The sequence below is a fragment of the Peribacillus sp. NPDC097198 genome (assembly GCF_044762055.1).
Taxonomy (GTDB): Bacteria; Bacillota; Bacilli; order Bacillales; family DSM-1321; genus Peribacillus.
On sequence record NZ_JBIWDO010000001.1, the window covers coordinates 282608 to 308836 of the forward strand.

Genomic DNA, 26229 nt, shown 5'->3' on the forward strand with positions numbered 1-26229 from the left:
TCTTAATTTTACCACTTCTATTCATGAGGTACAACTTCATGTCACTTTCAGGACTATGGGCCAGATATCACTTCTTGAGAAAAACAATGGATAAAACAGAACAAAAACTGTTAAAATAGAGGGAAGATTTAAAATACATATGGGTAGGCCCACGTTTGCACAGATGGTCTTTAAAAAAGGCTATATATCTCAACTACTATAAATGGGTTTAATAGATAGTTGACGCCATTCGCTTGTAAACCTGGATAGTAGAAGACACTGTAAGTGGTCAGCAAAGCTTATTCTGTGGGATAAATAGAACTAGTTCGAGGTGGTAATGATGATCGGTGAGCGTGTTAAAAAGCTGCGGGAAGAAAAGAAAATGTCGATGACTGAACTAGCCGAGAAAGCCGGGGTAGCCAAGTCCTACTTAAGTTCGCTCGAACGGAACTTACAAACGAATCCTTCCATTCAATTTTTGGAAAAAATCTCTGCAGTGCTTCATGTTCCTGTTGATGCCCTTCTTTACGATGCTCCCAATAAGGAAATCCTGGATAACGACTGGATAAAAATCGTTGAAGATGCCATGCATTCAGGTGTTTCAAAACAACAATTCCGAGAATTTATTGAGTTTAACAAATGGAAAAAGAACAACGAATAGAAAAATAGATAGGAAGCATAGCACTCTATCAATCTATTTACGCAAACGAAAGCATCCCTATAAACAGCCATGCTCCATACTGTTTATAGGGATGCTTTCCACATCTTTCTCATTTTTTGTGATTCCCCTTCGATGACTCCCGCGCTAGAAAATCGCGGATCTCTTCTTTCGTTAATCCTAAGCATTTTGCCTCTTTGATCAACGTCATCCACTCTTGATCCATTTCCGTCGTAATCATATTATCAACCTCCTAAAATACTACCTTGTATTTCAGGCAGACCAGCCATCATAGCCACTTACAGCCTTAGACCTGTGCCTTTGCGCCCTCACCTTTCGATAAGTTTGCCTTTTTCACGATAAATATTACTAAATACATAGTTTACAATCTTATTATAGGGAATACACCCTACATATGTTGCTAGTTTATGTCGTCAATTAACCAATATAAGGAAATATTTATCGACAAATTACAACAATAGGGAGAAAATCACGTTCGCTTTTTCAGATAATAAAAAACCTTGTTCTTTTCATTCAGGCGATGAGACATATTAATTCGCTCCACCGACAGTGCATCAAAGGCCTTTTGCACGGTCAAATCCTCGCCGCAGGTAGGACAAAACCAATTCCCCATTTCCGAACTACTAAATGAAGCCCTATTGCATGTATGGCAATTTTTCCGAAACAACATCCCATCCCCTCTGCACCTTATTAACCACTTGTTCGTTTTAAAGAACGATTAAGTCGATTATATGCCAAATTAAGGGAATATAGAAATAGGTATAAAAACCTATCTTTCTCACAAAAGAACACTTTTTGTTCGTTTTAAAGAAACTTTATATTACCTCTACTTCATTTGAGAATACCTGTTATGAAAGGAATATACCTCATGGGATCTTTAACGCATTTCCAAATCCAGAAAACATAACCATTACTTTATACCTACTTCAATGTTAAATAAATAGAAAAAGAGAATGCCTAAAAAACACCGCCCAGGGTCTGGACGGTGCTTCTATACATTTCATGATTAACTTAACTTGGTTCTATTAATCCGTATCGTCCATCTTTCCGGCGATACACGACGTTGGTTGTATTCGTATCCGCATTCGTGTAAACGAAGAAACTGTGACCCAGCATATTCATTTGCAGAATCGCTTCTTCACTGTCCATCGGCTTCAAATCAAAGCGTTTGTTGCGGACCACTTCAATATCGCTGTCATCTTCGAATTCATCCGCCACTTCATCGACTTCCGTAGCAAAAGCGAATGCTTCGGGTGTATTGGATAAGTTGTTGCGGAACTTTCGGTTGACCTTCGTTTTATGTTTACGAATTTGGCGTTCTAGCTTGTCATTGATCAAATCAATTGCGGCATACATGTCCGCATTTTCTTCTTCAGCGCGAAGAACCAAATTCTGCATCGGAATCGTCACTTCGACCTTGGACGTATTATTGTTCACTTTCAAATTCACTTGCACATTCGCATCTGGCGTATTGTTAAAATATCTTTCTAACTTGCCAATTTTCTTTTCGACGTATTCTCGAATTGCTGGAGTTACCTCAATGTTTTCACCGCGTACGTTGTAATTCATAAAGTGAGTCCTCCTTAAATTAAGACTATACAGTTAGATTCTACAATACCCCTCCGGTTTCCTTTAGAAACACATCATGAAATATGTCGAAATTATGAAACAATTGTCGGAAGGTTTGAAAAAGGTTGTTGTCTACCTTAGCTCTATTATACCAAACACTGCCCAATAAAGAAAAAATTAGCCATCGTAATTTACAGAAATTTTAGAAATAATTTACACAAAAACCGTTTGAAATTCAAACGGTTTGGGTAAGAGTTTATTTCTTTTTGTCGTAAAACATGCCATCCGTGGAAAGATTCTCATAAGGATTGGTGTATTTGTTCGAAGTTTTCTTTTTCTGGTTCAGTTCCTTGATATCCCGCTGAATCTCTTGCTTTTGAAGCAACAACAATTGATCGACCTGCTGATTCAGAAGCTTGGATTGACGACCCAATTGTAGCTCTTCATCCGAAAAAGGCGGTTGGATATGCGAAAGAAACGCTTCACGACGGTCAAGCAACCTTGTGATTCGATCGATTCGATCATCGCGTTCGACAATATTCTGGTCCTGCAAGACGGTTAGTAATTCAGTGGTGATATCATGAAAGTCTTGAAGCACCATCAAACTTGACCACTTTGGACGAATTGTTTTTGGCGGTTCAATTGAATGGCTTCCTTCCATGTATTACGGAACTCGGTAACAAGCCCCTCCACTTCTTCTAGGGCCGCAATATCATTCTTCAAATTAGCTTCAATCAGACGTCGATTCATATAATCATAGAGGCTCATCAAGTCTTTCGATACGGCAACATCCATATTCAAGGTAACCATCAGCTCATGAACGATGTTTTGAGCCTTTAAGATATTCGTATTCTTTTCTTCGATTTTACCCGCTTCAATGGCTTTTTTACCAAGTAGAATGAACTTCAGGCATCCGTTATAAAGCATGAGTGTAAGCTCCCCCGGCGACGCTGTATTCACTGAATTTTGTTGATAAGATTGGTATGGGTTGTTTATGGCCATTTCTTTTCATTCTTCCTTTCTTACTTAGCTAAAATATTGCGACAAACTAGAGCTCTGGCTATTCGCCTTCGATATTGCCTTCTCCATGGCTGTAAATTGATTGTAGTATCGTGTTTCCAGTTTTACTAACTTTGCCTCGAACGCTGAAATTCTTGTATCCAGCCCACTGACCGCTTTTCCGATGGTGAAATTATTATTAACATAGCCAGCCTTACCGGCTTTTTCTGTAATCACCTTCATGGATGATTGGATATCCGCACGCAAACGACGTGCCAGACCTTGTGAACTTTTCTCCGTATCTTTACCTTCAGACATGAACAGTTTATAAATTGCATTCGGATCTTCTGAAATGGCCGCACGCAGCTTATCCTCATCAATGGTTAGTTTACCACCTTCTAAGTAATTCTTAGTTGTGGTAATTCCCAAACCACTGAGCGTATGATTCCCTGTCATACCACTTACAGAAGTATACAGAGAAGACCTCATCGTTGTCAGAAGACTTTTTAATGTTGAGTCATTTTTCAATGTCCCACTCTTCGCCTTTTCTTCCCACAATTTCACTTCATCTTCGGTCATCGCCTTCTTTTGCTCTGTTGAAAGAGGCGTATAGGAACGATATTTCGATTCACTAGTTTTGTCCTGAATTTTTTTGATGATTTCATTGTATTTGTTCACGAACTGAGTGACCGTGTCTAAAATGGTGTCTACGTCAGCTTTGGAGGAGAACGTGACCGGTCCCTCAGTCTTTTCTTTTAACGTAAATTCGGCGCCATTCAAATTAATCACATTTGAACTTCTTGTAATTTCTAGTCCGTTGTAGGTAAGAGTCGCATTTATCCCACTCGTTCCTTTTGATTTTTCTATTGCTTTTTCATTATCTTCATCCATCTTTAGGGTTCCTGTAAAAAAGTCTCCAGTTAATATGATTTCAGCTTTATTCGCAATATCCCCGGTATTTTTAGCTGTGAATGACATTTGACCGGATTGCTTATCATAGAAAGCAGTAACATCAGTGTTAGAATTGATTTTAGAAATTAGGCTATCTAGAGTATCCTCCGCAGTAATGGTCAGCTTTTTTTTCTCGCCTAGTTCCCCATTCTTATCAATTGCCTGGATATAAATTTCTTTTTCAGCTTCTCCTTCAGCTAAAAGCTTAGCTTTAGGATTAAGGGAAAGTGGTGTATGGTTTTTCATAGTAGCTGCAACAGCTAAATTCTGTACTTCTATCGTTCCAGCAAAATCTGTAGTCGAATTTATATTTTTAATACCAATTGCATTTGGGTTAGAAACCGTTACTGTCTTCTTAATAAATGAAGATTGTTTTCCAACTCCATCTGAAATCAGTTTATCCAATTCAGATAACGCTGTATTTACCGACCGATAATCATCCCGTTGCCACTCAGAATATTGCTTTTTCTGTGTTAGTTTATCCAAGGGAACTCGTTCAGCCTGCATCATACTTTTTACTATTTCATCAATATCCATTCCGCTTGCTAATCCACTGACACGTACCATCATTCATCACCTGCTTATATTTTTTCGTCTACCATTATTCCGACAAATTCCGTCATTGCCGCATAAAAGTCTAGAAGCTTTTTTGGAGGGATTTCTCTGATTGTTTCATTCGTTATGTCATCAACGACCTTAACATAATACTCGTCCAGTTTTTCATGATATTCAAAGCGTACCGCTGTATGTGTTGGATTTAGAAAGGTATTTAAACTTTCAGTTACCTCCTGGACCTTTTCTTTTGTTGGATTGTCATTCGATTCTACACTTTGTTCTGAATAGGCTACTGTATTGATTTCTCTCTGATAATACGTACTGATTCCCTCTGAGATTGCTGTTCTAAGTTGCGAGGAAAGAATATTCGTCGATAGACTCTCCAACATCTCTTTTGCCCCCAATAATATATCTTTACTTTTTATATCGGTATTTGCCAGTTTATATTTAGTGATTGGAATGGGGTAATGTAGATTTAGTGAATATTAGAAAGGTACAATTTTAAACTTATTTGAAGGCAACCCTTTTATTTAAGAAAAATAGTAAGCACGAATAGACCCTAGCTAAAAACTATGGTCCGCTTCTTATCATCTAATAGTAGCTGGTCACTCCAAAAAGTAGCTGATCAACTCAATATAGAAGGTCATAAAACTAATAAGGGAAAACAGTTTACCAAAGTCCAAGTAAAACGAATTTTAGATCGTGAAGATTTTTAAAGGTACATATCATTATGGAGATGTAACCACCTCACAAGGTCAACATAAAGCCATTTTGTAATCCTAATTTTAGTTTGGTAGATAAGAGAGTGTTAGACTAACGTATCATTGCGAGTCTCCTTTATTGGCGGGCTAACGCTATAACTGACGCTGTCACATTCTCTTATTAACCCAAATGAATAGAAATTACTTAGGAGGAATGATTTGAATGAACCAGCTAGATGAACTAAATGCGTATTTGTAGGAATAGACCTACATAAAAACTATCATGTTGCAGTATTAACTGACTGTTTTGGAGATAAAATCAAGACATTTAACCTAAAGAATGCATTCTCTGCTTTCCCTGCATTCGTTGAACAAGTGCAGAAGAAGTCAGACTGGAAAGAAATTGTATTTGGTTTAGAAGATGTTAATTTTTATGGTAGAAGCCTTGCCAGATACCTACTTGACTCAGATTTCATAGTAAAAGAAGTTAATTCTTCTTATACAAAGAAACAAAGAAGTATTGGAACTAATCATAATAAATCTGATGAGCTTGATGCTCTTGCGGTTGCTAAAACTCTTATTTTCGAATATAAACACCTCCCTTTTGCCAATCCTCAAGATGTATATCTTGCCATCAAACAAACACTCAATACTAGAAACAATTATGTTCAAATGACAGCCAATATCAAAATGTCACTTCAGAATATCCTTGTTCATCATTACCCCATGCATAAAGAATTTTTTAAGGATCTAGAAAGTAAAACGGCAAAAGGTTTCTTCAAGAAATATCCTTCACCAAACTTACTTGAAGCGGTCACAGAGCGGGAACTGATGGAAGAACTAAAGAAATTTAATAAATCAGTACCTAAAAAGAAGGTAAAAGAGATATTAGAAGCGGTTGATAGTAACGGCTGGAATAAGACAGATTATCAGAAGGAACAAAATGAAAGTGTGATATCTTTCATAAATTCCCTCGAAAATCTAGAAAGTCAGATTGGTAGTCTTGATATAACCCTTGATAACTTAATCGAAGTAACAGGATATCCGCTCAAGACTATAAATGGAATTGATACAGTACTGGCAGCTACCTTCATAGCCAATATTGGAGATGTCAATAGGTTTCCTAAGGCAAATAAACTAGCTAAATTGGCTGGAATTGCTCCACTTGAACACAGTTCGGGGGAGAGCCAAAGAAATTACTCAAACAAATTAGGTAACAGAGAACTTAATAAAGCCTTCTACTCCCTTGCCTTAACACAAATAAGAAAAAATATGAACCCAATCATGTATGAATACTATCAGAGTAAAATTAAAGAGGGGCGCAAGAAGAAACAAGCCATGGTCTATGTAGAAAGAAGGCTAGTAAACATAGTATTTAGTATTATGAAGAATAAAACACCTTACAGACAGCCTGTATTAGAGAATGAGAGTGCATAAATAGAGACCCTAGGAAAAATCCCTAGAGTCTCTTTCTTTTTAGCTAATCTAAGCCGTGGGGCGAAGATTAACGAAGTAATTGAAGTACGCCTTGAGGTTGTTGGTTAGCTTGAGCCAACATTGCTTGTGCTGCTTGAGAAAGAATTGAGTTTTTAGTTTGGTTCATCATTTCTTTCGCCATGTCTACGTCACGGATACGAGATTCCGCAGCAGTTAGGTTTTCAGATGATGTACCTAAATTATTAATAGTGTGTTCTAAACGGTTTTGCATAGCACCAAGTTTAGAACGTTCTGCAGATACCGTTTTAATAGCATCATCAATTGCAGTAATTGCTGTTTCAGAACTAGCTGCACTTGTTACATCAACCGCCTTACCATTACTATCTCTTATACCAAGTGCACGAGCACTCATATCACTAATAGAAATGTTGACTGTTTGATCTTCGTTTGCTCCTATATGCATAGATAAAGATTGGTCTGACTTAGAAACAGTGACACTAACTTCATCATTTGCTGTAAAAGTGCTACCTAACTCGATTGTTACTCCATCAATTAAACCATTAACTTTAGATCCTGCAGCAGCTGCAACTGAATTATTTGTTACTGCATCAGAACCTACGTTTAAAACAATATCCCCTTTATTAGCTGCAACCTGTGTTTGGGTGAAAGTAGCAGTTGTGTTAAATGCCGCTCTTTCTGCCCCAGCACTATTGGTAGCAGTAATACTTACATCGGTAATTGCATTATCTCTACCAACAGTCCCAGTAATCGTTAATTTACCATCATTAATTGCAGCTGTTCCTTTAGAACCTAATTTTGTATTAAGAGTATCTACTACATTTTGATAAGTTTCAGTAGAAGCATCTGTTATTTTATATTCAAAATCTAGATTTTCGCCAGCCACATTCATGGACATTTTAATAGTATCACCATTAGATAAGCCCAATGAAGCATCCCCAGTATTGTTCAGTGAAGCTAAAGTGCTTATTCCAGTTGCTGCAGCAGCATCCAAACCTACACCAGACTTGAGTACAGTTGATGCTGTAATAGTTGCTGCATTCGCATTTGCTACAGAAACACCATGAACAGTAGAAGTGCCAATAGATGCAAATGATTTAACATCTACTCCAGCAACAGCTGCTCCAGTAGTATTCGTATAAAAACTATTCTTTGCATTATCAGAACTTGAACCATCAATTAGTTTCTTAGTATTAAACTCTGTAGTACTAGAAATTCTATCGATTTCATCAGCTAATTGAGTAATTTCTTTTTGAATTTCTGCTCTATCATCAGTAGTATTTGTATCGTTTGATGATTGAACTCCTAATTCACGCATACGTTGAAGAATATCATGAGTTTCATTTAATGCACCTTCAGCTGTTTGGATTAAAGAAACACCATCTTGTGCGTTTTTAGAGGCTTGGTCTAAACCACGAATCTGCCCACGCATTTTTTCAGAGATTGCAAGACCTGCTGCATCGTCTCCTGCACGGTTGATACGCATACCTGAAGCCAGTTTCTCCATTGATTTAGATTGTGCACTTGAAGCACTTGATAACTGACGATGTGTGTTAAGTGCTGCGATATTGTGATTGATAATCATTATTGTTTCCTCCTTGAGTTTTCGGTTCCCACATCCATGTGGTTTTTTACGATAAGCAGTGAATAAGTCGGCCGCCTATTTCACTATCTATCGTTGTATATATAATATCGACAGTCTAAGAAACATATTAAGCAATTTTTAAGTTTTTTCCTTAAAATATTCGTTTATTTTTTCCATAATATTGGTTTCTGTTTTAGTGGCTTCATTATTTTCTTGCTGAATGGACAGGTAGACTTCTTTTCGGTGAATATCCACATTTTTTGGTGCATTGATACCAAGTTTGATCTGTTCTCCTTCTATTTCTAGCACTGTAATTTCAATATCATTTCCTATTACGATCGATTCATTTGGTTTCCTCGTTAATACAAGCATTAGTATTCCCCCTGTTCTACTTCTAGAGGTTCAATTAGCAAATGCTTAATCATATAGCCGCTACCATTCATGATAAACTGCTTTCCAGTTCTTTTATGAGTATTTAAAATGATAGGAGCCTGAAGATTGGCAGTTGTTTGATTGAAAGGATCTTGAATGGTTAAGATGACAAGTGTTATGACTTCTTTTTCTGTTTCTATTTGTAAGGTAGAAAGTACTTCATCAGTCAGCTTCACTTCATAATCACGAAAAGTATCAAAAGGGTTTGTAACGATGAATGCCACTTCTTTTGTTTTAATAGATTGAAGAACGAAAAATAGCGTTTCTTCTAATGGCAATAAACTAAACTCCTTTTCCTCCAGAAACCCAGGTATCCCGCTTTCAAATCTATAAATATCTTCCTCTGCTATTTCTATTTCACCATGAAATTTTGTTGATCTAATCATATAATTCTTCACTCCACTATCTCATCTGGAAATAAATTTATGAAATCTATATCCAGTGAATTTTTTTGTAGAACTTCCACTTCCGTGTTACCTGGCGTATATTCATGAGTCGGTCTATTAATTTGAACATCAATGTTTGGTTTTTGCGGAGTTACTTCAATATCGACTTGGGCCGGTTGATAATCAAGCTTCACACTGAAATGTGAAGGAATCCATCCAAGATTGAATTGCTTCTCTGGGCCTTTGCCGTTCTGTTTCGCCTGAGAAGCTATCGCATTCCCACCGTTTTCAATATGCCTCAATTCCGTTCCCTGTTGTGATCTTCTTGCCATACCAGCAAGCCAATCCTGGTAACCCTGCTGGGCAAATTCCTCCACTCGCTTGGAGAGGCTCTTCAAATCCATATCTTCTCTAGCCTTCGACTGATCAATTGTTAGCTTCCCAGGAGTAGTTTGAATTTCTAAAATGGCTTTTGGCTGTTCTATCAATAAGTCCGCTGCTTTTTGTTCTATTTGCTGTACCGGTTGTTCGATATTCAATCCGATTTGCATCGATGTAGACTGCATGCGAATTTGCGGCATTTGCATCTTCAACACTCCTCTCTTTATAGAAAAAAGCTATCCGATTACGAATAGCTTAGCGAAGAAAATCTAGTAAACTCGGTTGCATGATTTTTGCGCCGATACTTAATGAAGCACTATGAACACTTTCTTGAGTCGTTAAATTCATGATCGCCTTCTCAATATCGACATCCTCATTTTTCGAAAGAATTTCCGTAGCAAAAACCTCTTGTTGACTTAGACGATCAGTCATCAACTCAATCCGATTCTGTCTAGCACCCACTTGGGCCTGCGTAGCTAAGAAGCTATCAATCGTTTTATCAAGTTCTGCCAACATCGCACCAACATCACCATTGCCTTCGAGCGCATCAATTGTTTTTTGAATACTACCATCCTTGGCAAGAGCATCTCCAAAAACCTTGGATCCATCTGTATTGATTTGAATAGAAATTCCAGAAAACACTTCAAGGTTAATAGGTTCCGAACCGTATGTGATTTTCCCTGTTGTAGCATCTAAACTATCAGAAGGCTTCACATTCGTATTCTGTCCATTAAAAATATACTTACCACCAATTTGTGTATCACCGATACTCACAAGATGTTCTTTCAATTGCTTGACTTCTTCTGCAATATTACCCTTCTGATTTTCTTCATACGTCCCATTACTACCTTGTACCGTTAGCTCCCGAATCCTTTGTAAAGCTGAAACTGCTTCAGTAATCGCATCATCCGTACTATCAATCCAATTTTCCGCTTCGGAGATATTACTCTTATACTGCTGGATTTGATTGAGGTTGGTCCGGTATCCCATCCCCATCATCGCTGCGACCGGATCATCAGAAGGCTTCGAGAATTTCTTTTGCGATGAGACTTGTTCCTGCAGCTTGCCCAATTTCTCATAGCTACTGCTAAGGTTGGTTAACATATTATTGGTTAGCATCGATTGCGTTACACGCATCTATATTCACTCCTATTATCGGCCTACGGTTCCCATTCCGTTAATGATTTTATCGAGCATCTCGTCGACCATCGTCACCATTCTTGCTGATGCATTATAAGCCTGCTGGAATTTAATCATGTCAGTCATTTCTTCATCCAAGGATACAGAACTAACAGATGCTCTATTTTGATCAACTGATGCTGCAAGCACTAATGAGTTAGAAAGGTTCTTTTGGGCACTTTGAGAATCAACACCCAAGTTTCCAATAATTCCGGAATAATAGGTGTCAAAGCTCCCTGTTAAATCCTTAGAATTTAAATCCTTTGTCGAATAGTCATTAAAAGCTTTCTTTTTCAAATCAGCCAATAGCTTCGCATTTTCATTATCGCCAGATGCCCCACTTGTTTTCCCAGCGGCAATTAATGAAGAATCTTTTAAAATATCACTATTCATCTTGATACTTTGAGCAGCACTCCCATTAACGCTGATTTCAAAAAAGTTGAGCCCTGATTTTGCATTCGCACCTAAAGCAAACCCTTCTTGATGAATCGCATTAAACTCATTCACAAAGGCCTTCGTCATGTTATCGAGCTTTTGCAACATATCAGGATAAGAGCCCCCAGTTGTGCCATCACTCTTCTTATATCCGAAGCTTTCAATCAACCCAGCCAGTTCTCCAGAAAAATTGAAGTCCGTAATCGTTTTCGAGCCGAACTTCACTCCGTCTACCGCACCTGACGTATCATCATAGCTCACTGCAACTTTGACTGTCCCAAGCATGCCCGTTTTGTTCACACTGACTAAATTGATAGGTGGTACATACGAGGAGCCATCTTCATTCATTAGCTCGATGTTGTATAAACCTGTCGCAACATCGCTTGCCTTGCCATAGTCGCTTGGAATGACGTTTTTCACGTTGACACTGACAAGCTGTGATAGGTTGTCGACGAGCACGTCCCGTTTATCGTAAAGGTCATTTGGAATATAGCCATGCGGCTCGACTTTACTGATTTGTTGGTTCAGTTGATCAATGCTGTCAATGATGGTATTGATTTCGTTCGCTTTGACATTGATTTGGTTGCCAATGTCCGTTTTCACGCTTGTTAACGAGTTATAGTAGTAATTCAATGTATCAGCGACCATCACGCCTGTGGAGGCCACGACTTCACGGGCACCAGAATTTTCGGCGTTGGCCGTTAATCCTTGGATTGAATTCCAGAACTTCTCCATCGTGGCAGCCAAGCCGCTATCCGTTGGTTCGTTCATGATGCCTTCCATTTTCGATAGCGATTCGCTCATGGCGCCATAATAACCGATTTTATTACTTTGCGTTCTGTATTGCGCATCCAAAAAGCTGTCGCGGATTCTTTGCACCGTTTCTGCCGCTACACCCGTTCCGATTTGACCCGCTACACGGGGGCTGTTCATCCCGACGGTAGGGAAACCGGATGTTTGCTCCAAGTTGACCCGCTGCCTTGAATAGCCTACCGTGTTAGCATTGGACACGTTATTTCCTGTCGTATACAAGGCACCTTGCGAGGTGGATAATCCACGCTTTGCTGTTTCGAGCCCCATAAAGCTTGAAATCATAAGTTCAAACCTCCATTATTTTCTCTATCTTACGCTTTCGAATCAAACATGCCTAAGCCGCTTTTCGCAGCTTTCTTGGCCGTTTTTCCATAGTTCATATTCTGATTTTGAGGCCGTAGCATATTCAGGGAGACATTTATGAATTGAAGAGATTGATAGATTAGCTGTTGATTTAAACTGTTTTGCTCTTTCAATTGAGCTACCTCTTCAATCAGTTCCGTTTTTAAGTGTTCAAGCGCAACCGTTTCAAGCGGATCTGTGAATTTCGTTACAGTGGAAATCGAAGCCTCTTGATTCGCTGCACCATTTGCCGTAAGAAATCTTTCCACAGCGGCTTCTCTTTCTTGATCCGTTTGGCTGATTGCTTTAATATGCTTTTGTTCATCAATCAGCAGGGCGGAGATAGCCTCCGTGTCGCCGGCTTTCAAGATGTTCGTTTTTCTTTGCGCTAATTGGTTGAAGCTTTTATGAAGGGCAACCAATTTTTCAAGCGAGTCGATGATCTGTCGTGCAGACATGTTCGCTGCCTCCTCTGCTCATAGATGATGGACGGAATGCGGTTCCGTCCATTTTAATCAAACGTTTGATTAAGGGTCATTTTCGGTAGAAATCGATTAATCCCTTGGCTGTTGCCTCTGCATTTATCTTATAAGTTCCGTTTTCCACTTGGATTTTCAGTTCATCCACCTTCGCCTGTCTAGCAGCTGGAATGGGTGATAATTGCTGCATCTCTTTTGCGGCTGAAGATATTTCCACTTTGTCTGAGGGGTTGACCTTGGAATCTTTGACATTCCCCACTTTATTGATTTGAGTATTATAGGGATTCACACCCGTTACACCGACGTTATTGATTTTCATATTCCAGATCCTCTCCTTCGGTCGATTTTTTTTATCTATTCTTATCAACATCCACATATTTACGATTCCTTTAACAGGCGATGAGAAAGACTCACGGCTGTGTTTATTATCCATACTAGTATTATCGACAAGGAATAGATTTATTTGATGATTTCCAGTAATCTTTCCTTCGACATCCTTTGTCGAATTCTGTTCTCAATACAGAATATTCTAACAAAATTCCAGCCAAGAAGCTAAGATTTACACTTTATAGATCTTTCGTAAAGTATGTATTTTTTTTATCGCGTTCCTCAATCTCAAGGCGACGCTTTTCTTCATTCTCAAACGTTTCTAGACCCGAACGAATGGAATCGCTGCATGTTTCACATAATCTCCCGTTACGAATAAGCGTTCCACATTTTTCACAAGGAATACTCAAGTTCGGAAATTGAGCAATTCTCAGCTTTCCCGTTTTCACAAACTTAATGATTAGTTCTTCCTCGACACCTGTGGCATCCACCACCTGTATCATGGACGCTGTACGATTACTTTTCTTCCGGATGTAATCATACACCTTATCAAATTGCGCTTCTTCTTCTTTATAGCAAGCATCGCAAACATCGCGGAATTTCGTTTTAACAAATAACGAATTACAGTTCGGACAGTTGAATAAATCCATTTCGGGTGTCCCCCTCGACTATATTCTTCTACTGTATATATCGAATAGAAAAAGCGATACTTTAGGAAGTTTGTAAAAATACTCACTTTTACCTAGCTAGCGTGATGGAGAAAATATCTCCTGCGCCAGCAAGTTTCAAGGCTTTCGCTGCATGCCTAAGCGTCGATCCGGTCGTGTAAATGTCATCCACGATTACAATTGATTTGTTCTGTATCGCGTCCAGCTCGATAACTTGAAAAACCTGTGGCAATGATATCCGCTCCTCACGTGACTTTTTCGATTGCTTTTCGGTATGGAGGCGCGTAAGGAGCTCCATTGTTTCAAGACCCAATAGATCTGTTAAGGCTTGTGCCTGATTGAACCCGCGCTCTTTCAACCGCTCCTCGCTAAGCGGAATCACCGTCACAATATCATATTTCAGGTCCTTCATTCTTTCTCTTAAAAAGGGGACGAAGGCTTCTGCCAATGCATAATCTCCTCGGTACTTATACTTCGCAATGATGTCTTTCAGGAATTCATTATAACGAAATAATGAGACGTTCTGCGTTAAATGCCCTTTCCACTTTTCATCTTTTTCCCATCTCACACAATCTAAACATCGATCCCCCATCCGAAACTTCTCATCCAGCTCCCTAGAGCACATCGAACAGGTCTCGCCACTTATCACCTCAAGTCTTGATTCACATTCCTCGCAGATCACTTTCGCTTCAACCTTCAGCAATAAACTCCTCCATGTCAGGACGTCCTTCATCTCTTCATCACAGAATAAACATCTACGCATCCAGCAGCCCCCTTTTCCTAGCATCCAGGTTCATCTTTTCAATATGACGAATACTCTCTAGCATCGCCCGGCTTTTTCCATAATGAAAAAACGTGACCGTGCCCCTCGGATAAGCAAAGCTTCTGCCCACACGTCCGGCAATCTGGACGAGGGCACTCTCGGAAAACACCTCGTGTTCGGCACCAATCACCGCAACCTCCAGACGTTCGATCGTGACGCCACGCTCCAAGATGGTCGTCGTCAATAACCCTGGCACTTCGCCATCCCTTAAAGCCTGCACCCTTTCTTTTCGCTCCGGATGCTTTGAATGAACGGCTTCCACTTTCGGGTCCAGCTCTTGAAACAGAGGAAGCACCTGCTCCATCACTTGTATGCTCGGAAAAAATAATAATAGAGGCGTCTTTTTCTGTAGGCGGTCGCTTACCCACTTCTTGATCACAGAAGGAATCTTTTTTTGGAGAAATTGCTTTTGCCAATTGCCAGCCCACTTCATTTCAGGTACAGGTATGGGCTGCCGGTGATAACGTGCTGGAATCGTCACCGCTTGCAGTTTTCCGTTTTGGTAAGCTAGTTGCATTGGTTTGGAGGGTGTCGCCGTTAAGTAGATGGTGGTAGAAGTTGGTTTCTTGGATTTCTGGACCGCATCATGCAGCGATTTATCCATGGAGTAGGGAAATGCATCAACTTCATCAATGATGATGACATCGAAGGCTTTGGAAAAGCGAAAAAGCTGATGGGTGGTGGAAACGGTAAGGGGCGATGGTTTATGCCGGTCTTCGCTTCCGCCATAGAGGGCGGATACTTCGATTGTCGGGAAAGCCCTTTTTAAACGGGGAGCTAGTTCTAGTACGACATCGGTACGGGGTGTCGCGATACAAATCCGCTTCCCAGCTAGCAAGCCTGCCTCGATTCCTGCAAATAGAACTTCCGTCTTCCCGGCACCGCACACGGCCCATACGAGGAATTCCCCGTTCTTTTGGATGGCTTGAACGACACAATCCGAGGCCGTTTGCTGGCCTGCCGAAAGTGTTCCCTCCCAGCCCATGACCTGATCCGGAATAGGAAACGCGAGTGGAGGACCACTCCAACTGTATAATTTGCTACATTCACTGACCCGCCCCATCATGATACAGGACCGGCAGTACGTACAATCTTGATGGCACACTTTACATGGAAACGTATAAAACAAGGAAGGATCCTTGTTCCCACAGCGTATGCATGTGAAGCGCCCATTCTCGCGCCGTACGCCACTTATTTCCGAAACATGGCCTTTTGTAATATGTTCAGTAAGGATTTCTTTGGGGAAGGGAATTTCCGCTGCCAACAGCAGCCGTCCAGCGAGGTGCTTTTGAAGTTCTTTTGAAAAGGGGAGAGTATTCACATTCCTACCTTCTTTCTTGTAAACTGATGACTCTTGATTAGAATTCTCGCATTCTATAAGTGAATCCTTTTTTAATCACAAAAAAAAAAAACGCCTCTCCTCTGGAAAGACGTTCATCCTTTAGATTTTATACCAGCCCATTCCCATTGCGCCTTCACCCAGATGCGTCCCGATGACAGGGCCGAAATAGCCAAGGCTGAACTCCACATTCGGGAATCGCGCTTCAAGTTCCGTTTTCCATTCCGTCGCTTCCTCTTCCCGCTTGGCATGGATGATGACCGCTCTATACGGGAGCCCGCTTGCCGCGTCTTCACCAAGTAAATCCGCAATCCGTTTCATCGCTTTCTTTCTCGTGCGGATTTTTTCAAACGGTACGATGACCTTGTCAACAAAGTGAAGAAGAGGCTTCACTTGAAGTAAACTTCCGATCAACGCTTGAGCACTACTAAGTCGTCCGCCACGTTGCAGATGGGATAAATCATCTGCCATGAAATAGGCCCGGACGGACTGCTTCATTTCCCGGAGCCTCGCCAAGATTTCGTCTGCAGATTTGCCATCAAGGGCCATCTGAGCTGCTTCAAGAACATAAAGCCCTTGGACCATGCAACTGATTTCGGAGTCAAAGGCATGGACGCGAATCCCTTCAACCATGTCACCGGCTGCAATGGCCCCTTGGTACGTCCCGCTTATCCCACTCGATAGATGAATTGAAATGACATCATCGTAATTCTCCTTCAGTTCTTCAAACTTCTCGACAAACAAACCAATTGGGGGCTGTGAAGTGGTCGGCAATTTTTCTTGCTTTTTAACTTCTTCATAAAATTCATCTGCGGTAATATCCACTTCTTCCCGGTATGCCTCATTCGAGAAAATTACATTAAGCGGCATCATATGTATATGTAATCGTTCACGTACTTCCTTAGGTATATATGCTGTGCTGTCTGTTACGACTGCCGTTTTCATAGTATAGTACCATCCTTAACCATATTTACTCTCTGTACTTATTCAACATTCTATAGGAAAAAGCCTTTATTTGCATTAAATAGCTTTCCTTTCTCCTATGATTATCATGATAAGTCAAACAAAAAAGCCGGCCCTCCCTACGCGTTGCGTAACGGAAGAACCGGACAAAATCATGAATTTATTTATTTCACTTCGACCCAGCCGTTTTTGATAGCCATGACAACAGCCTGCGTACGGTCATTTACATTCATTTTCTGAAGAATGTTACTTACGTGGTTCTTGACGGTTTTCTCACTGATATAAAGCGTTTCACCGATGGCACGGTTACTTTTTCCATCAGCTAGAAGTTGAAGGACTTCACACTCGCGTCGAGTCAACAGGTGAAGAGGTCTTCTGATTTCCACAGCATATAGGGAATCGCGATCGGCTCCTTCTTCAGCGGCCAAACGGCGATATTCCTTGACCAGATTGTGCGTCACTTTCGGGTGAAGGTATGAACCACCTTCAGCGACAACACGAACCGCATCGATCAATGCATCTGCGTCCATTTCTTTTAACAGATAGCCTTGTGCTCCTGTTTTCAATGCATGCTGTACATAGTTTTCATCATCATGAATCGATAAAATGATGACCTTTGTATCAGGATAACGTTGTACAAGCATCTTCGTTGCTTCTACCCCGTTCATATTCGGCATGTTGATATCCATGATAACAACGTCTGGCTTGTGCTCTTCTACGAGGTCCATAGCCTCGCTTCCGTCATCGCCCTCGGCGACAACGTCAAAGGATGATTCAAAATCTAAAATACGCTTAACGCCTTCGCGGAAAAGCTGATGGTCATCGATAATGATGATACTTGTCTTCAACGGCTTCTTCCTCCTAATTTCTATTTAAATGCCTCTGCATTTGGATGTTTATTTTAATTGATAAGGGACTTGGATCAATACCAACGTTCCTGCCCCCGGCTGCGAGTCTATCGTCATGCTTCCTTCGAGGAGCTCGACTCTTTCCCTCATTCCGACTAAGCCGAAAGAACCCTCTTTTTGGATGGCCGCATCGAACCCTTTTCCATCATCTTTAATGACGACGGTCACTAGCTCTTTGGAAATGGATAGTTTGACACTAATATGTTTGGGCTGAGCATGTTTTAATGAATTCTGCACGGCCTCTTGAACCAGACGGAACAAAGCGACTTCCATATCGGAGGGAAGCCTTATGACTTGGCCCATATTGACAAAATTCAGACGCACGCCGCTATTGATATTATAGTCTTCGGTTGTTTGTAGATATTTTCTGAGGGTAGGAACTAGTCCTAAATCATCAAGCGCCATAGGACGAAGATCATAAATGATTCTGCGCACCTCATATAATGCATTACGCACCATGACTTTTAAGCTGCGGATTTCCACAAGTGCTTCATCAGGACCTCTCTCCCGTTGGACACGTTCAATTAAATCCGAACGCATCATGACGTTGGCGAGCATTTGTGCCGGACCGTCATGAATTTCCCGTGAAAGCTTTTTCCGCTCCTGCTCCTGGGCTTCGATGATCTTCAAGCCGAAGTCTTGCTTACGCTTAGCTTCTTGAAGGGCTTCCCCTACAAATTTCAAGTCCTGGGTTAAATAATTCTGTACAACAGAGATTTGCGAGACAAGATGTGCGGCTTTATCAATCGTGTGTTGCAATCCTTTTATTCTGAGTTCAAGTTCATCCCGTCTATTACGAAGCTCTTTTTCAAGCTGCCTGTTCATTTGTAAATCGACTTGCAACTTATGAGCCCTTTCATACGCATCGCGCACCTGTTCCTCAGAAAAATGGTTGAAGTGCATACTGACTTCAGAAAGCCTCTTTCGAGCAAATCTTGCTTTAGAATCCAGTGAATCGCTGTCATTTATCATTATCGCAACTCTTACTTTCACATCTTCAAGCTCTTTTGTCAGTGATTCGAAATCTTTGCGGCATTGCTCTTCAATATCAAAGACTTCATTCCTGCTTTCACTAACCGTGCTTACCATTGTTTCTAAGATCTTGTCCAATGCTTTAGCATCAACCTTGTGTATGGACATCAAGATCCCTCCACTTAAATCAACACACTTTAACCATGTTGTTGTCATTTAGACTATGTATACGGAAAAATATTCTTTTTCCTAATTCATGAATGTTTATATTACAGCAGGTAACATTTAAGAAGAAACCTTCATGAACATATTGTACCAAAAAAAGAAGAAAAATACGTTACTTTCAATAATGGATTTACACAAAATATACATATTTAGCATACTTCGAGCTCACTGGGCTGATACAGAATTGAGGATGAACGGCCCACTTGTATAGATAAGAAATCTCATTATCCCATACAACTTATCCTAATCAAACAAAATTGAATATTCTACAACCTTAATTATTATACGAAACAGAAAATTACTAAAATGGCATAATTCCTTATATGCATGAACTCTATCAGGAAGAGTCAGGAATATAGTCCAAAACGCATTGATTTAGCCATAAAGATATTCTTTTAAGCATAAAAATACAACTACGAAAGATTTACAGTCAATAAAATTAATTATAACACGTACAAATTTTTCTTATATTAAAGTTTCTTTACACATGTTTAATTTACGTCAAACTTCGTTGCCACAATTCAAGCTAAGATTTATAATTAATCGATTATATAGAAAGAACGAAGGTGGAAAAGTCATGCTCCCTCATTATTTAACGGTAAAAGGACGAGGGGAACACGAAATCGTCATTGAAAAATCCCGGTTCATTTCCCATGTCGCCCGAGTCGAAACAGAAGAAGCAGCACAGGCCTTTATTCAGGAAGTAAAGAAAAGACACAAAGATGCAACTCATAATTGTTCAGCTTATATGATTGGCGAACAAAATCAAATCCAAAAAGCCCTTGATGACGGCGAACCAAGCGGAACAGCAGGTGTACCCATCCTTGAAGTCCTTAAGAAAAAAGACCTCAAAGATACGGCCGTTGTGGTTACCCGTTATTTCGGAGGCATCAAGCTCGGTGCAGGCGGCCTCATCCGCGCTTATAGCAAAGCCACTTCAGAAGGAATCAATACAACAGGTGTGGTCGTTCGGAAACTAATGCGTGTGATGTCCACAAGCATCGAGTATACGTGGCTCGGAAAAGTGGAAAATGCACTACGCTCCTCTATTTATCAAATGAAAGATATCCAATATCTTGATCAAGTCATTCTCCTTGTTTATGTGGAGGAAGGACAGAAGCAGGCGTATGTAAATTGGATGACTGAGCTGACGAATGGCCAAGGAAGTATAGCAGAAGGCGAGATTCTATATCTGGAAGAGGAACTCCTGTAGGACGTGCCATTTCCTTTTTTTACTATTTTTCACTTGAAAAAGAAATATTTATTTTACGAATTCATGATATCCATGTAAAATTAACTGTAATACTTGACGATATATATTGAAGGATTCGAAGAATAGCGGGTTAAATCTGCTATTTAAAAGGAGAAGAAAAGATGTCTACTACTAGACGTGTTTATAAAATTAAAAAAACAAAGAGAAAAAGACGTAAAAGACTTTGGCTAGTTCTAGTCCCCCTGTTGGTTCTCGTATTAGGCGCCACAACGTATGCCGCTAGTTTATATGCGAAAGCACAGAACGTTTTCGATGGTTCCTACGACCCTGTTGAAGCTTCAGCGAAGCGGGATGAAGCAATAGACCCGCTCGAAGACAACTTTTCTATCCTATTTATTGGAATCGACGATAGTGATGAACGGGACTACCAAGGAAATTCACGATCGGATGCCCTGATTTTGGCTACATTCAATAAAGATCAAAAATCTATTAAGCTTTTGAGCATCCCACGTGATTCATATGTGTACGTCCCAGAAAAAGGCGTGACCACAAAAATCAATGCGGCACATGCAGCAGGTGGGCCAAAAGCTACGATGGACACAGTGGAAGAGTTGTTTGATATCCCGGTTGATTATTATGTCAGAATGAACTTTAACGCCTTCATTGATGTTGTCGATTCTTTAGATGGCATCGAAGTCGATGTTCCTTATGAAATGCATGAAATGGATTCTCATGACAAAAAGAACGCCATTCATTTAAAAGAAGGATTACAGACAGTCGATGGTGAAGAAGCATTGGCCTTTGCCCGGACACGTAAGCAGGACAGTGATATCCAACGTGGTGAACGTCAACAGGAAGTCTTGAAAGCCATCATCTCCAAAGCAACTACGGTTGGCGCCATATCAAAGTATACCGATGTAATGGAGGCTGTAGGCGACAACATGACAACGAACCTTCAATTTTCACAAATTAGAGGCTTCATCAAATATGTGACGACGGATAATGGCCTTAACCTCGAAACGGTCAAGCTTGAGGGTACCGATTCGAACATTAACGGAACGTACTATTATCAATTAAATGAAACCTCCGTTGAAAACATTAAGCTGCTTTTAAAATCCCACATGAACCTGGGACCGACAAAGACTAGCAGTCAAGCAGATGCCGCAGAATCACAGATTGAATAATGAAAAAGGGACTCGACCTCGAGTCCCTTTTTCATTTGACTGAGCTAGAGATTCATTCCCCATCTGCCCTTTAAACTCCATAAATCACAAGCTTATAAAAAGCGTAAAATAAAGAAAAGGCTGTCCTGAAAAATCAGGAACAGCCTTCCGTTTATTTTTTTATATTACGTGCATTAAGCATTTTCAACAGTGGCTGGTAATTGGAACCGACCAGCCCGATTTTCTCGACCAATATCTCAATGAGCACGAGGATACCGGCTACAAGAATCAACGCTCCCCATAATGTCGCAAAGGAGAAGATGATCGCAGCGAGTCCAAAGCATGCTGCTAATGCATAAATGAGTATAACCGTCTGCTTATGAGTGAAACCTAAGTTCAATAAGCAATGATGTAGATGCGATTTGTCAGCGGCCGAAATCGGTTGCTTATTGACAAGCCTGCGAATGATTGCAAAGAATGTATCCGAAATGGGAACCCCCAAGATGATGATCGGGACAATCAAGGAAATCATTGTGACGTTTTTGAATCCAAGCAAGGAAAGTACCGCAATGATGTACCCCAGGAACAGGGCACCTGTATCCCCCATAAAAATCTTTGCCGGGTGAAAATTGTATTTCAAGAACCCGAGGGTGCTACCAATGACAATCAAGGCAATCGTCGCAACAAATAAATCTCCTTTGATAAGGGCCATCGTCGCGATGGTCACCAAAGCGATCGTCGAGACCCCACCTGCAAGTCCGTCTAGGCCATCAATCAAATTGATGGCATTGATGATGCCGACAATCCATAAAATCGTGATGGGAATACTGAAGATCCCAAACTCAAGCTTATCCGTGAAAAATGGAAGATTAATAAATTCCACTTCAAGCCCGCCCCATAACACGATGATGAGAGCAGCTAAAATCTGGCCTAAAAACTTAGGCGCAGCCCTTAATTCATATATATCATCCGCAATACCAATCAAAATGATGACAAGGGCGCCGACCAACAGTGGCAACTGCCCTAAAAAATCATCCGTGAAAACCAGTACAGTAATTAAAAAACTCAAGAATATCGCCAAACCACCCATGCGTGGCATAATTTTTACGTGAACTTTCCGCTCATTCGGTTTATCGGTTGCTCCAAGTTTAAAGGCGAGTTTCCCGACAAATGGAGTCAAAAGAAGAGATAAAAAGAATGCTACAAATAAGGCCCCTATTAACATCAAGAACCACCTCTATTCAACTTAAAATCTAATACCCTAATAATCTATAAAACAAACTATATATGTCATTACTTAATTTTTATTCATCCTCAAATAAATATTATATATGTTTTCAGCTAAAATCTCTATAGGAAAGTTGTTTTTTGCAAATTTTTGTAAATTAGTTCCTATCTTTGTCAACTTTCCGTCTTTTTTCAGGATGATGGCCTCGCGGATGCTTTCCGTGATCTCCTGAACATTGCCCACCTGGGTAATCCAACCATGTTCTCTATCGGGTATGAGTTCCTTCACCCCTCCGACATCACTCGTAAGGGCCGGCAATCCAGCCCTCGCCCCTTCCAATAGAACAAGCGGAAAACTCTCGCTTATCGAAGTCAGCAAGGTCAAATCTGCCAAAGGATATAGCCTTTCCATATCATCACGGTACCCTAAAAAGAACACATGGTCAGATAATCCCTTATCCAAAACCACCTGTTCTAATGCACGCCTTCTTCTGCCATCTCCAACAATCAAGAGCCTTATATGAGGAAAATCAGAAACCATGTCAGCTACTGCTTCCAAGGCGAATTCATGCCCCTTCACCGGTTCAAGCCTGGCTGTCATGATCATGACGAAATCATCCGCTTCCAAACCGAACTCCGCCCTTTGATAAGGTTCTTCTATGTTCTGTTCAAAATTTATGCCATTCATGATTTTCGTGATTCTGGTGGGTGATATTCCCTGACCAGTCAATTCATCTTTAAATTCATTGGAAATCGCCAATAGATGATCCGCTTGCTTTAATGACAATAGATGCAAGCTTGTATAGAGCTTCCCTTTTAGCCCCATCCCTAAAAAATCATAAGCAGGGGAGCTGTGTACAGTAAGGACCCACGGACATTTTACTAACCGCTTTAAAAGCACCCCGTAAATATTAGCCCGTGGTCCATGTGTATGAATGATGTCTATATGATGTAGACGGATAAAGTTCCGTAAAGGTTTCAATATGGTCAAATCAAATTTGGATCGCTGCCTGAAAATTTCGGTTTGAATGCCAGAGGCCACTGCCTGACGATACAATTCCCCTTCTTCAAACACGCCAAGCAGGCACTCTTCTTTATTTAGTTGATTCAGCAAGGACAGAATATGAAACATACCACCGCCGGTTTCATTTCCAGCGTTTAGGTGCAAGATTTTCATCCAGTCCACTCCTTATTGTTTAGGAACGCTGTACCTTTCTCCTTATCCGCCTGACCTTCCATACGAATTGTGGCAACACCAGCATCCGCTTCCATCGGGAAGGCTCCTGAATCAGCCGGTACATCCATTCAAGACGCATTTTTTGCCACACAACGGGAGCCCGGTTCACCTTCCCTGCGAGAACATCGAAGCTTCCGCCGACTCCCATGAAAAGCCCTTTCTTAAACAAGGGATAGTGGAGCGATGTCCACTTTTCCTGCCGTGGAAAGCCTAAGGCCGTCAAAACGATGTCCGGTTCAAGATCCGCTATCGATTTCGCCAAGGTTTCATCCTCAATATCAATATAACCGTGATGATGGCCGACCAGGTTTAGTCCAGGATACTGCTGTTGGACTTTGGCGGCCGCTTTTTCAATCACGGATTCCTCCGCCCCCAATAAATACACCTTAAGTGCTTGTTCATTGGCAATGAAGAAAAGTTCATTCATCAGGTCGAACCCTGTAATTCGCTCCTGAAGTGGTTGATCCAGCCATTTGGACGCCATAATGATACCTATGCCATCCGGGGTAATGTAATCCGCGTTCGTAATGATGTCCTTATAATCCTGATGTTCATTTGCATACTCCACAATTTCAGGATTTGCCGTTACGACAAACGTTTTTTCTTGATTTCTCATTCTTGGATACAGCATCTGATTTATAAATTCATCCATATTCGTATCTATAAAGGGAATCGTTAAGATTTCCACAAACTTCTCGCTCATATTTTTTCAGCCTTTCATATGTACTATATATTTAGAGGGTCAGGAATTATTCAAGGTTTTTCTCATACACATCTTATAACGGAACCTTCATGCAAAGGTGGTTTTTCGTCGTTGAAGCTTCTTGAAAAATATTCACTGCCCATTCTGATCGCGTGCCTACTCTTCCCATTAGCCATACCTAATCCGATTGTCGGCTACGCCGCAACCGCAACGCTGGTCGTTTTTGCATTCATCCATAAAAAACATCTGCTATTCATTCTATTCATGTACTTCCCTGCCCGACCCTTATTCATGGAACTAAATAACGGATTAACCTATTCCGGTGACTTCATCATCCTCATTTTATTTCTTTCTGTGCTGATTGAAAAAGTGAAGAATAAAGAGTGGTCCACCGCAAACTATCATTTTACGGTTCCATTTTTGTTGTTCTGCTTAGTAGGGGTGATCGCCGCGTTCATGACCGGTGTGGATCTCATTCCGATTTTATTTGAACTACGGGCATTGCTCGTGACCTTCTTGCTCCTCTACATTATCGGTGAACTACATCTAGAAAGAAAGGATATCTTACTCTTTTTAAAGGGGATGCTCCTATTTGCGGTCGCACTTTCCATTCACGGTTTAATCGAGAAAGGTTTCTCGCGCACGATTCTCATTCCTGACAGTTGGAGCGCATGGGAACTCCCTCCGATAAACAACATGAGAATTTATGGAGCAGCAGCCAATCCCAATGTATTTGCCTTATTTTTAGGGATTCAGTTCTTTTTTAGTTTCTTTCTCTTCCAAGCTGCCAAAAAACATAGAGTCTGGATTTTTCTTTCGTCCGCCCTGATATTCGGGACCTTATTATTCACCTATTCCAGGGGTACGATGATTGCATTCGGGATGGCCTCTCTCCTGTACATCATCCTGACAAAAAACAAACCGCTTTTTCTATATGGGTTGGGTTCATTCCTTTGTGGCCTGCTTCTCATTTACTTTCCCATTTCATTCACATCAAGCAATGATGATCTGTCCGCTTCCGTTCCTGTCGACACGATGATAATAGGGAGCCTACCTCCCGAAGGTGATCAGGCCCTCTCCAAGCGGTTTTCAGAGATTTATTCTGATGAGAGCTTAAGCCAGAGTACAGAGTGGGGCCGGTTATATGTGGTGATCAAAGGAATGGAAATTTTCATGGACCATCCTGTAATCGGTACAGGGCTTGCGACTTTCGGAGATTCCGCCACCCTTTCCTTTTCATCGCCGATTTATCAGGAATACGGAATTGGCGAAAACATGTATACAGATAACCAATACATCCAGGTTCTGGTCCAGACCGGCCTGCTCGGCTTGGCGGCCGTTTTCGGATTTGTTTTTTTAACCTATCGTGCACTACTTCACAGCAACAACCGATTGGCGGCCGCCTTCACCATCTGCCTATTGCTGGCAGCGCTTATAGCCGGACTTTTTTACAATATCCTTGAAGATAAGACATTTACGCTCTTCTTTTATAGTTGTTTAGGCTTTTGTTTACAAAAGGACATCTTTTCAAAGGGTTGAAC

Annotated in this window: 28 protein-coding genes, 1 pseudogene and 1 riboswitch; of the genes and pseudogenes, 6 read left to right on the plus strand and 23 right to left on the minus strand. The window is 40.8% G+C overall.

Translation table 11 applies throughout. The features are described from left to right. Positions 1-319: 319 nt before the first annotated feature. Entirely contained in the window at positions 320-640 is a 321-nt protein-coding gene (locus ACIQXQ_RS01410) for a helix-turn-helix domain-containing protein (RefSeq protein ID WP_402954602.1), read from the plus strand. A 109-nt stretch (positions 641-749) separates the two neighbouring features. On the opposite strand, the gene ACIQXQ_RS01415 is transcribed toward ACIQXQ_RS01410, so the two are convergent. The 6 genes from ACIQXQ_RS01415 to flaG form a co-directional block, all read right to left on the minus strand. Further along, a complete protein-coding gene (locus ACIQXQ_RS01415) occupies positions 750-878 on the minus strand; it encodes an anti-repressor SinI family protein (RefSeq protein ID WP_402954605.1) in 129 nt (42 codons plus the stop codon). A 32-nt stretch (positions 879-910) separates the two neighbouring features. Continuing rightward, a riboswitch (cyclic di-GMP riboswitch) is annotated at positions 911-997 on the minus strand. A gap of 672 nt (positions 998-1669) precedes the next feature. Continuing rightward, the gene (gene hpf / locus ACIQXQ_RS01420) at positions 1670-2227 is read right to left on the minus strand and encodes a ribosome hibernation-promoting factor, HPF/YfiA family (protein ID WP_402870618.1); all 558 of its coding nucleotides are present in this window, start codon (positions 2225-2227) and stop codon (positions 1670-1672) included. Positions 2228-2483: 256 nt separating this feature from the next. Beyond that, a complete protein-coding gene (gene fliT, locus ACIQXQ_RS01425) occupies positions 2484-2828 on the minus strand; it encodes a flagellar protein FliT (RefSeq protein WP_402954608.1) in 345 nt (114 codons plus the stop codon). Further along, positions 2828-3229, minus strand: a complete 402-nt coding sequence (gene fliS / locus ACIQXQ_RS01430) for a flagellar export chaperone FliS (RefSeq protein ID WP_402954611.1) — start codon at positions 3227-3229, stop codon at positions 2828-2830. The genes fliT and fliS overlap by 1 nt, the downstream gene beginning before the upstream one ends. 24 nt (positions 3230-3253) lie before the next feature. Further along, the gene (locus ACIQXQ_RS01435) at positions 3254-4747 is read right to left on the minus strand and encodes a flagellar hook-associated protein 2 (protein ID WP_402954614.1); all 1494 of its coding nucleotides are present in this window, start codon (positions 4745-4747) and stop codon (positions 3254-3256) included. Positions 4748-4758: 11 nt separating this feature from the next. Continuing rightward, positions 4759-5121: a flagellar protein FlaG gene (gene flaG / locus ACIQXQ_RS01440; RefSeq protein WP_402954617.1), complete on the minus strand. Its 363-nt coding sequence runs from the start codon at positions 5119-5121 to the stop codon at positions 4759-4761. Between the two features lie 213 nt (positions 5122-5334). Here flaG and ACIQXQ_RS01445 point away from each other — a divergent pair. Both ACIQXQ_RS01445 and ACIQXQ_RS01450 read left to right on the plus strand, forming a co-directional pair. Then, positions 5335-5509: pseudogene (locus tag ACIQXQ_RS01445) on the plus strand (recombinase family protein); the annotation flags it as partial. Positions 5510-5694: 185 nt separating this feature from the next. Further along, the gene (locus tag ACIQXQ_RS01450) at positions 5695-6870 is read left to right on the plus strand and encodes an IS110 family RNA-guided transposase (protein WP_402955120.1); all 1176 of its coding nucleotides are present in this window, start codon (positions 5695-5697) and stop codon (positions 6868-6870) included. A gap of 67 nt (positions 6871-6937) precedes the next feature. On the opposite strand, the gene ACIQXQ_RS01455 is transcribed toward ACIQXQ_RS01450, so the two are convergent. From ACIQXQ_RS01455 to ACIQXQ_RS01520, 14 genes are all read right to left on the minus strand, one after another. Further along, a complete protein-coding gene (locus tag ACIQXQ_RS01455; RefSeq protein WP_402954620.1) occupies positions 6938-8473 on the minus strand; it encodes a flagellin N-terminal helical domain-containing protein in 1536 nt (511 codons plus the stop codon). 138 nt (positions 8474-8611) lie between these two features. Then, positions 8612-8845 (minus strand): carbon storage regulator CsrA, encoded by a 234-nt coding sequence (gene csrA, locus ACIQXQ_RS01460; RefSeq protein WP_402954623.1) that lies wholly within the window; start codon positions 8843-8845, stop codon positions 8612-8614. Next, positions 8845-9291, minus strand: coding sequence for a flagellar assembly protein FliW (fliW, locus tag ACIQXQ_RS01465; RefSeq protein WP_402954626.1), 447 nt, complete (start codon positions 9289-9291; stop codon positions 8845-8847). The genes csrA and fliW overlap by 1 nt, the downstream gene beginning before the upstream one ends. Before the next feature lie 8 nt (positions 9292-9299). Then, positions 9300-9878: a DUF6470 family protein gene (locus ACIQXQ_RS01470; RefSeq protein WP_402954629.1), complete on the minus strand. Its 579-nt coding sequence runs from the start codon at positions 9876-9878 to the stop codon at positions 9300-9302. A 49-nt stretch (positions 9879-9927) separates the two neighbouring features. Then, positions 9928-10809 (minus strand): flagellar hook-associated protein FlgL, encoded by an 882-nt coding sequence (gene flgL / locus ACIQXQ_RS01475; RefSeq protein WP_402954632.1) that lies wholly within the window; start codon positions 10807-10809, stop codon positions 9928-9930. Positions 10810-10824: 15 nt separating this feature from the next. Further along, positions 10825-12381, minus strand: a complete 1557-nt coding sequence (gene flgK, locus ACIQXQ_RS01480; RefSeq protein WP_402954635.1) for a flagellar hook-associated protein FlgK — start codon at positions 12379-12381, stop codon at positions 10825-10827. A 29-nt stretch (positions 12382-12410) separates the two neighbouring features. Then, complete coding sequence (locus ACIQXQ_RS01485; protein ID WP_402954638.1) at positions 12411-12899, minus strand: flagellar protein FlgN; 489 nt, start codon at positions 12897-12899, stop codon at positions 12411-12413. 76 nt (positions 12900-12975) lie between these two features. Beyond that, positions 12976-13239, minus strand: coding sequence for a flagellar biosynthesis anti-sigma factor FlgM (flgM, locus tag ACIQXQ_RS01490; protein ID WP_402954641.1), 264 nt, complete (start codon positions 13237-13239; stop codon positions 12976-12978). A 247-nt stretch (positions 13240-13486) separates the two neighbouring features. Then, on the minus strand, positions 13487-13897 hold the full coding sequence (locus ACIQXQ_RS01495; RefSeq protein ID WP_402954644.1) for a TIGR03826 family flagellar region protein: 411 nt from the start codon (positions 13895-13897) through the stop codon (positions 13487-13489). Between the two features lie 88 nt (positions 13898-13985). Continuing rightward, on the minus strand, positions 13986-14678 hold the full coding sequence (locus ACIQXQ_RS01500; RefSeq protein ID WP_402954647.1) for a ComFC family protein: 693 nt from the start codon (positions 14676-14678) through the stop codon (positions 13986-13988). Next, positions 14671-16059: an ATP-dependent helicase ComFA gene (locus ACIQXQ_RS01505; protein ID WP_402954650.1), complete on the minus strand. Its 1389-nt coding sequence runs from the start codon at positions 16057-16059 to the stop codon at positions 14671-14673. The genes ACIQXQ_RS01500 and ACIQXQ_RS01505 overlap by 8 nt, the downstream gene beginning before the upstream one ends. Positions 16060-16179: 120 nt before the next feature. After that, positions 16180-17022 carry a DegV family protein gene (locus ACIQXQ_RS01510; RefSeq protein WP_402954653.1) on the minus strand — a complete coding sequence of 281 codons (843 nt, stop codon included), beginning with the start codon at positions 17020-17022 and terminating at the stop codon, positions 16180-16182. A 182-nt stretch (positions 17023-17204) separates the two neighbouring features. Further along, the gene (locus ACIQXQ_RS01515; RefSeq protein WP_402870571.1) at positions 17205-17888 is read right to left on the minus strand and encodes a response regulator; all 684 of its coding nucleotides are present in this window, start codon (positions 17886-17888) and stop codon (positions 17205-17207) included. 48 nt (positions 17889-17936) lie between these two features. Then, a complete protein-coding gene (locus ACIQXQ_RS01520; RefSeq protein ID WP_402954656.1) occupies positions 17937-19088 on the minus strand; it encodes a sensor histidine kinase in 1152 nt (383 codons plus the stop codon). 634 nt (positions 19089-19722) lie between these two features. Here ACIQXQ_RS01520 and ACIQXQ_RS01525 point away from each other — a divergent pair. Both ACIQXQ_RS01525 and ACIQXQ_RS01530 read left to right on the plus strand, forming a co-directional pair. Beyond that, a complete protein-coding gene (locus ACIQXQ_RS01525) occupies positions 19723-20358 on the plus strand; it encodes a YigZ family protein (RefSeq protein ID WP_402954659.1) in 636 nt (211 codons plus the stop codon). A gap of 161 nt (positions 20359-20519) precedes the next feature. Then, the gene (locus tag ACIQXQ_RS01530) at positions 20520-21542 is read left to right on the plus strand and encodes an LCP family protein (RefSeq protein ID WP_402954662.1); all 1023 of its coding nucleotides are present in this window, start codon (positions 20520-20522) and stop codon (positions 21540-21542) included. A gap of 151 nt (positions 21543-21693) precedes the next feature. Here the strand turns inward: ACIQXQ_RS01530 and ACIQXQ_RS01535 are convergent, their stop codons facing one another. The 3 genes from ACIQXQ_RS01535 to ACIQXQ_RS01545 form a co-directional block, all read right to left on the minus strand. Then, entirely contained in the window at positions 21694-22746 is a 1053-nt protein-coding gene (locus ACIQXQ_RS01535) for a glycosyltransferase family 4 protein (RefSeq protein ID WP_402954665.1), read from the minus strand. 72 nt (positions 22747-22818) lie between these two features. Continuing rightward, on the minus strand, positions 22819-23925 hold the full coding sequence (locus tag ACIQXQ_RS01540) for a glycosyltransferase family 4 protein (RefSeq protein ID WP_402954668.1): 1107 nt from the start codon (positions 23923-23925) through the stop codon (positions 22819-22821). A 19-nt stretch (positions 23926-23944) separates the two neighbouring features. Then, a complete protein-coding gene (locus ACIQXQ_RS01545; protein ID WP_402954671.1) occupies positions 23945-24688 on the minus strand; it encodes a WecB/TagA/CpsF family glycosyltransferase in 744 nt (247 codons plus the stop codon). A 111-nt stretch (positions 24689-24799) separates the two neighbouring features. Here ACIQXQ_RS01545 and ACIQXQ_RS01550 point away from each other — a divergent pair, with 111 nt between their 5' ends. Continuing rightward, the gene (locus ACIQXQ_RS01550) at positions 24800-26227 is read left to right on the plus strand and encodes an O-antigen ligase family protein (RefSeq protein WP_402954674.1); all 1428 of its coding nucleotides are present in this window, start codon (positions 24800-24802) and stop codon (positions 26225-26227) included. Positions 26228-26229: the final 2 nt, after the last annotated feature.

Excerpts from the sequence above, each read along its gene's own strand:
- ACIQXQ_RS01530 (WP_402954662.1), top strand. The coding sequence starts at position 20,520 with ATGTCTACTACTAGACGTGTTTATAAAATTAAAAAAACAAAGAGAAAA.
- hpf (WP_402870618.1), bottom strand. The coding sequence starts at position 2,227 with ATGAATTACAACGTACGCGGTGAAAACATTGAGGTAACTCCAGCAATT.
- ACIQXQ_RS01410 (WP_402954602.1), top strand. The coding sequence starts at position 320 with ATGATCGGTGAGCGTGTTAAAAAGCTGCGGGAAGAAAAGAAAATGTCG.
- fliS (WP_402954611.1), bottom strand. The coding sequence starts at position 3,229 with ATGGCCATAAACAACCCATACCAATCTTATCAACAAAATTCAGTGAAT.
- ACIQXQ_RS01545 (WP_402954671.1), bottom strand. The coding sequence starts at position 24,688 with ATGAGCGAGAAGTTTGTGGAAATCTTAACGATTCCCTTTATAGATACG.
- ACIQXQ_RS01485 (WP_402954638.1), bottom strand. The coding sequence starts at position 12,899 with ATGTCTGCACGACAGATCATCGACTCGCTTGAAAAATTGGTTGCCCTT.
- ACIQXQ_RS01525 (WP_402954659.1), top strand. The coding sequence starts at position 19,723 with ATGCTCCCTCATTATTTAACGGTAAAAGGACGAGGGGAACACGAAATC.
- fliW (WP_402954626.1), bottom strand. The coding sequence starts at position 9,291 with ATGATTAGATCAACAAAATTTCATGGTGAAATAGAAATAGCAGAGGAA.
- flgK (WP_402954635.1), bottom strand. The coding sequence starts at position 12,381 with ATGATTTCAAGCTTTATGGGGCTCGAAACAGCAAAGCGTGGATTATCC.
- flaG (WP_402954617.1), bottom strand. The coding sequence starts at position 5,121 with ATGTTGGAGAGTCTATCGACGAATATTCTTTCCTCGCAACTTAGAACA.
- ACIQXQ_RS01415 (WP_402954605.1), bottom strand. The coding sequence starts at position 878 with ATGATTACGACGGAAATGGATCAAGAGTGGATGACGTTGATCAAAGAG.
- ACIQXQ_RS01520 (WP_402954656.1), bottom strand. The coding sequence starts at position 19,088 with ATGTCCATACACAAGGTTGATGCTAAAGCATTGGACAAGATCTTAGAA.
- fliT (WP_402954608.1), bottom strand. The coding sequence starts at position 2,828 with ATGGTGCTTCAAGACTTTCATGATATCACCACTGAATTACTAACCGTC.
- ACIQXQ_RS01495 (WP_402954644.1), bottom strand. The coding sequence starts at position 13,897 with ATGGATTTATTCAACTGTCCGAACTGTAATTCGTTATTTGTTAAAACG.
- ACIQXQ_RS01510 (WP_402954653.1), bottom strand. The coding sequence starts at position 17,022 with ATGAAAACGGCAGTCGTAACAGACAGCACAGCATATATACCTAAGGAA.
- ACIQXQ_RS01470 (WP_402954629.1), bottom strand. The coding sequence starts at position 9,878 with ATGCAAATGCCGCAAATTCGCATGCAGTCTACATCGATGCAAATCGGA.
- ACIQXQ_RS01535 (WP_402954665.1), bottom strand. The coding sequence starts at position 22,746 with ATGTTAATAGGGGCCTTATTTGTAGCATTCTTTTTATCTCTTCTTTTG.
- ACIQXQ_RS01540 (WP_402954668.1), bottom strand. The coding sequence starts at position 23,925 with ATGAAAATCTTGCACCTAAACGCTGGAAATGAAACCGGCGGTGGTATG.
- ACIQXQ_RS01435 (WP_402954614.1), bottom strand. The coding sequence starts at position 4,747 with ATGATGGTACGTGTCAGTGGATTAGCAAGCGGAATGGATATTGATGAA.
- ACIQXQ_RS01455 (WP_402954620.1), bottom strand. The coding sequence starts at position 8,473 with ATGATTATCAATCACAATATCGCAGCACTTAACACACATCGTCAGTTA.
- flgM (WP_402954641.1), bottom strand. The coding sequence starts at position 13,239 with ATGAAAATCAATAACGTCGGTGTAACGGGTGTGAATCCCTATAATACT.
- ACIQXQ_RS01500 (WP_402954647.1), bottom strand. The coding sequence starts at position 14,678 with ATGCGTAGATGTTTATTCTGTGATGAAGAGATGAAGGACGTCCTGACA.
- csrA (WP_402954623.1), bottom strand. The coding sequence starts at position 8,845 with ATGCTTGTATTAACGAGGAAACCAAATGAATCGATCGTAATAGGAAAT.
- flgL (WP_402954632.1), bottom strand. The coding sequence starts at position 10,809 with ATGCGTGTAACGCAATCGATGCTAACCAATAATATGTTAACCAACCTT.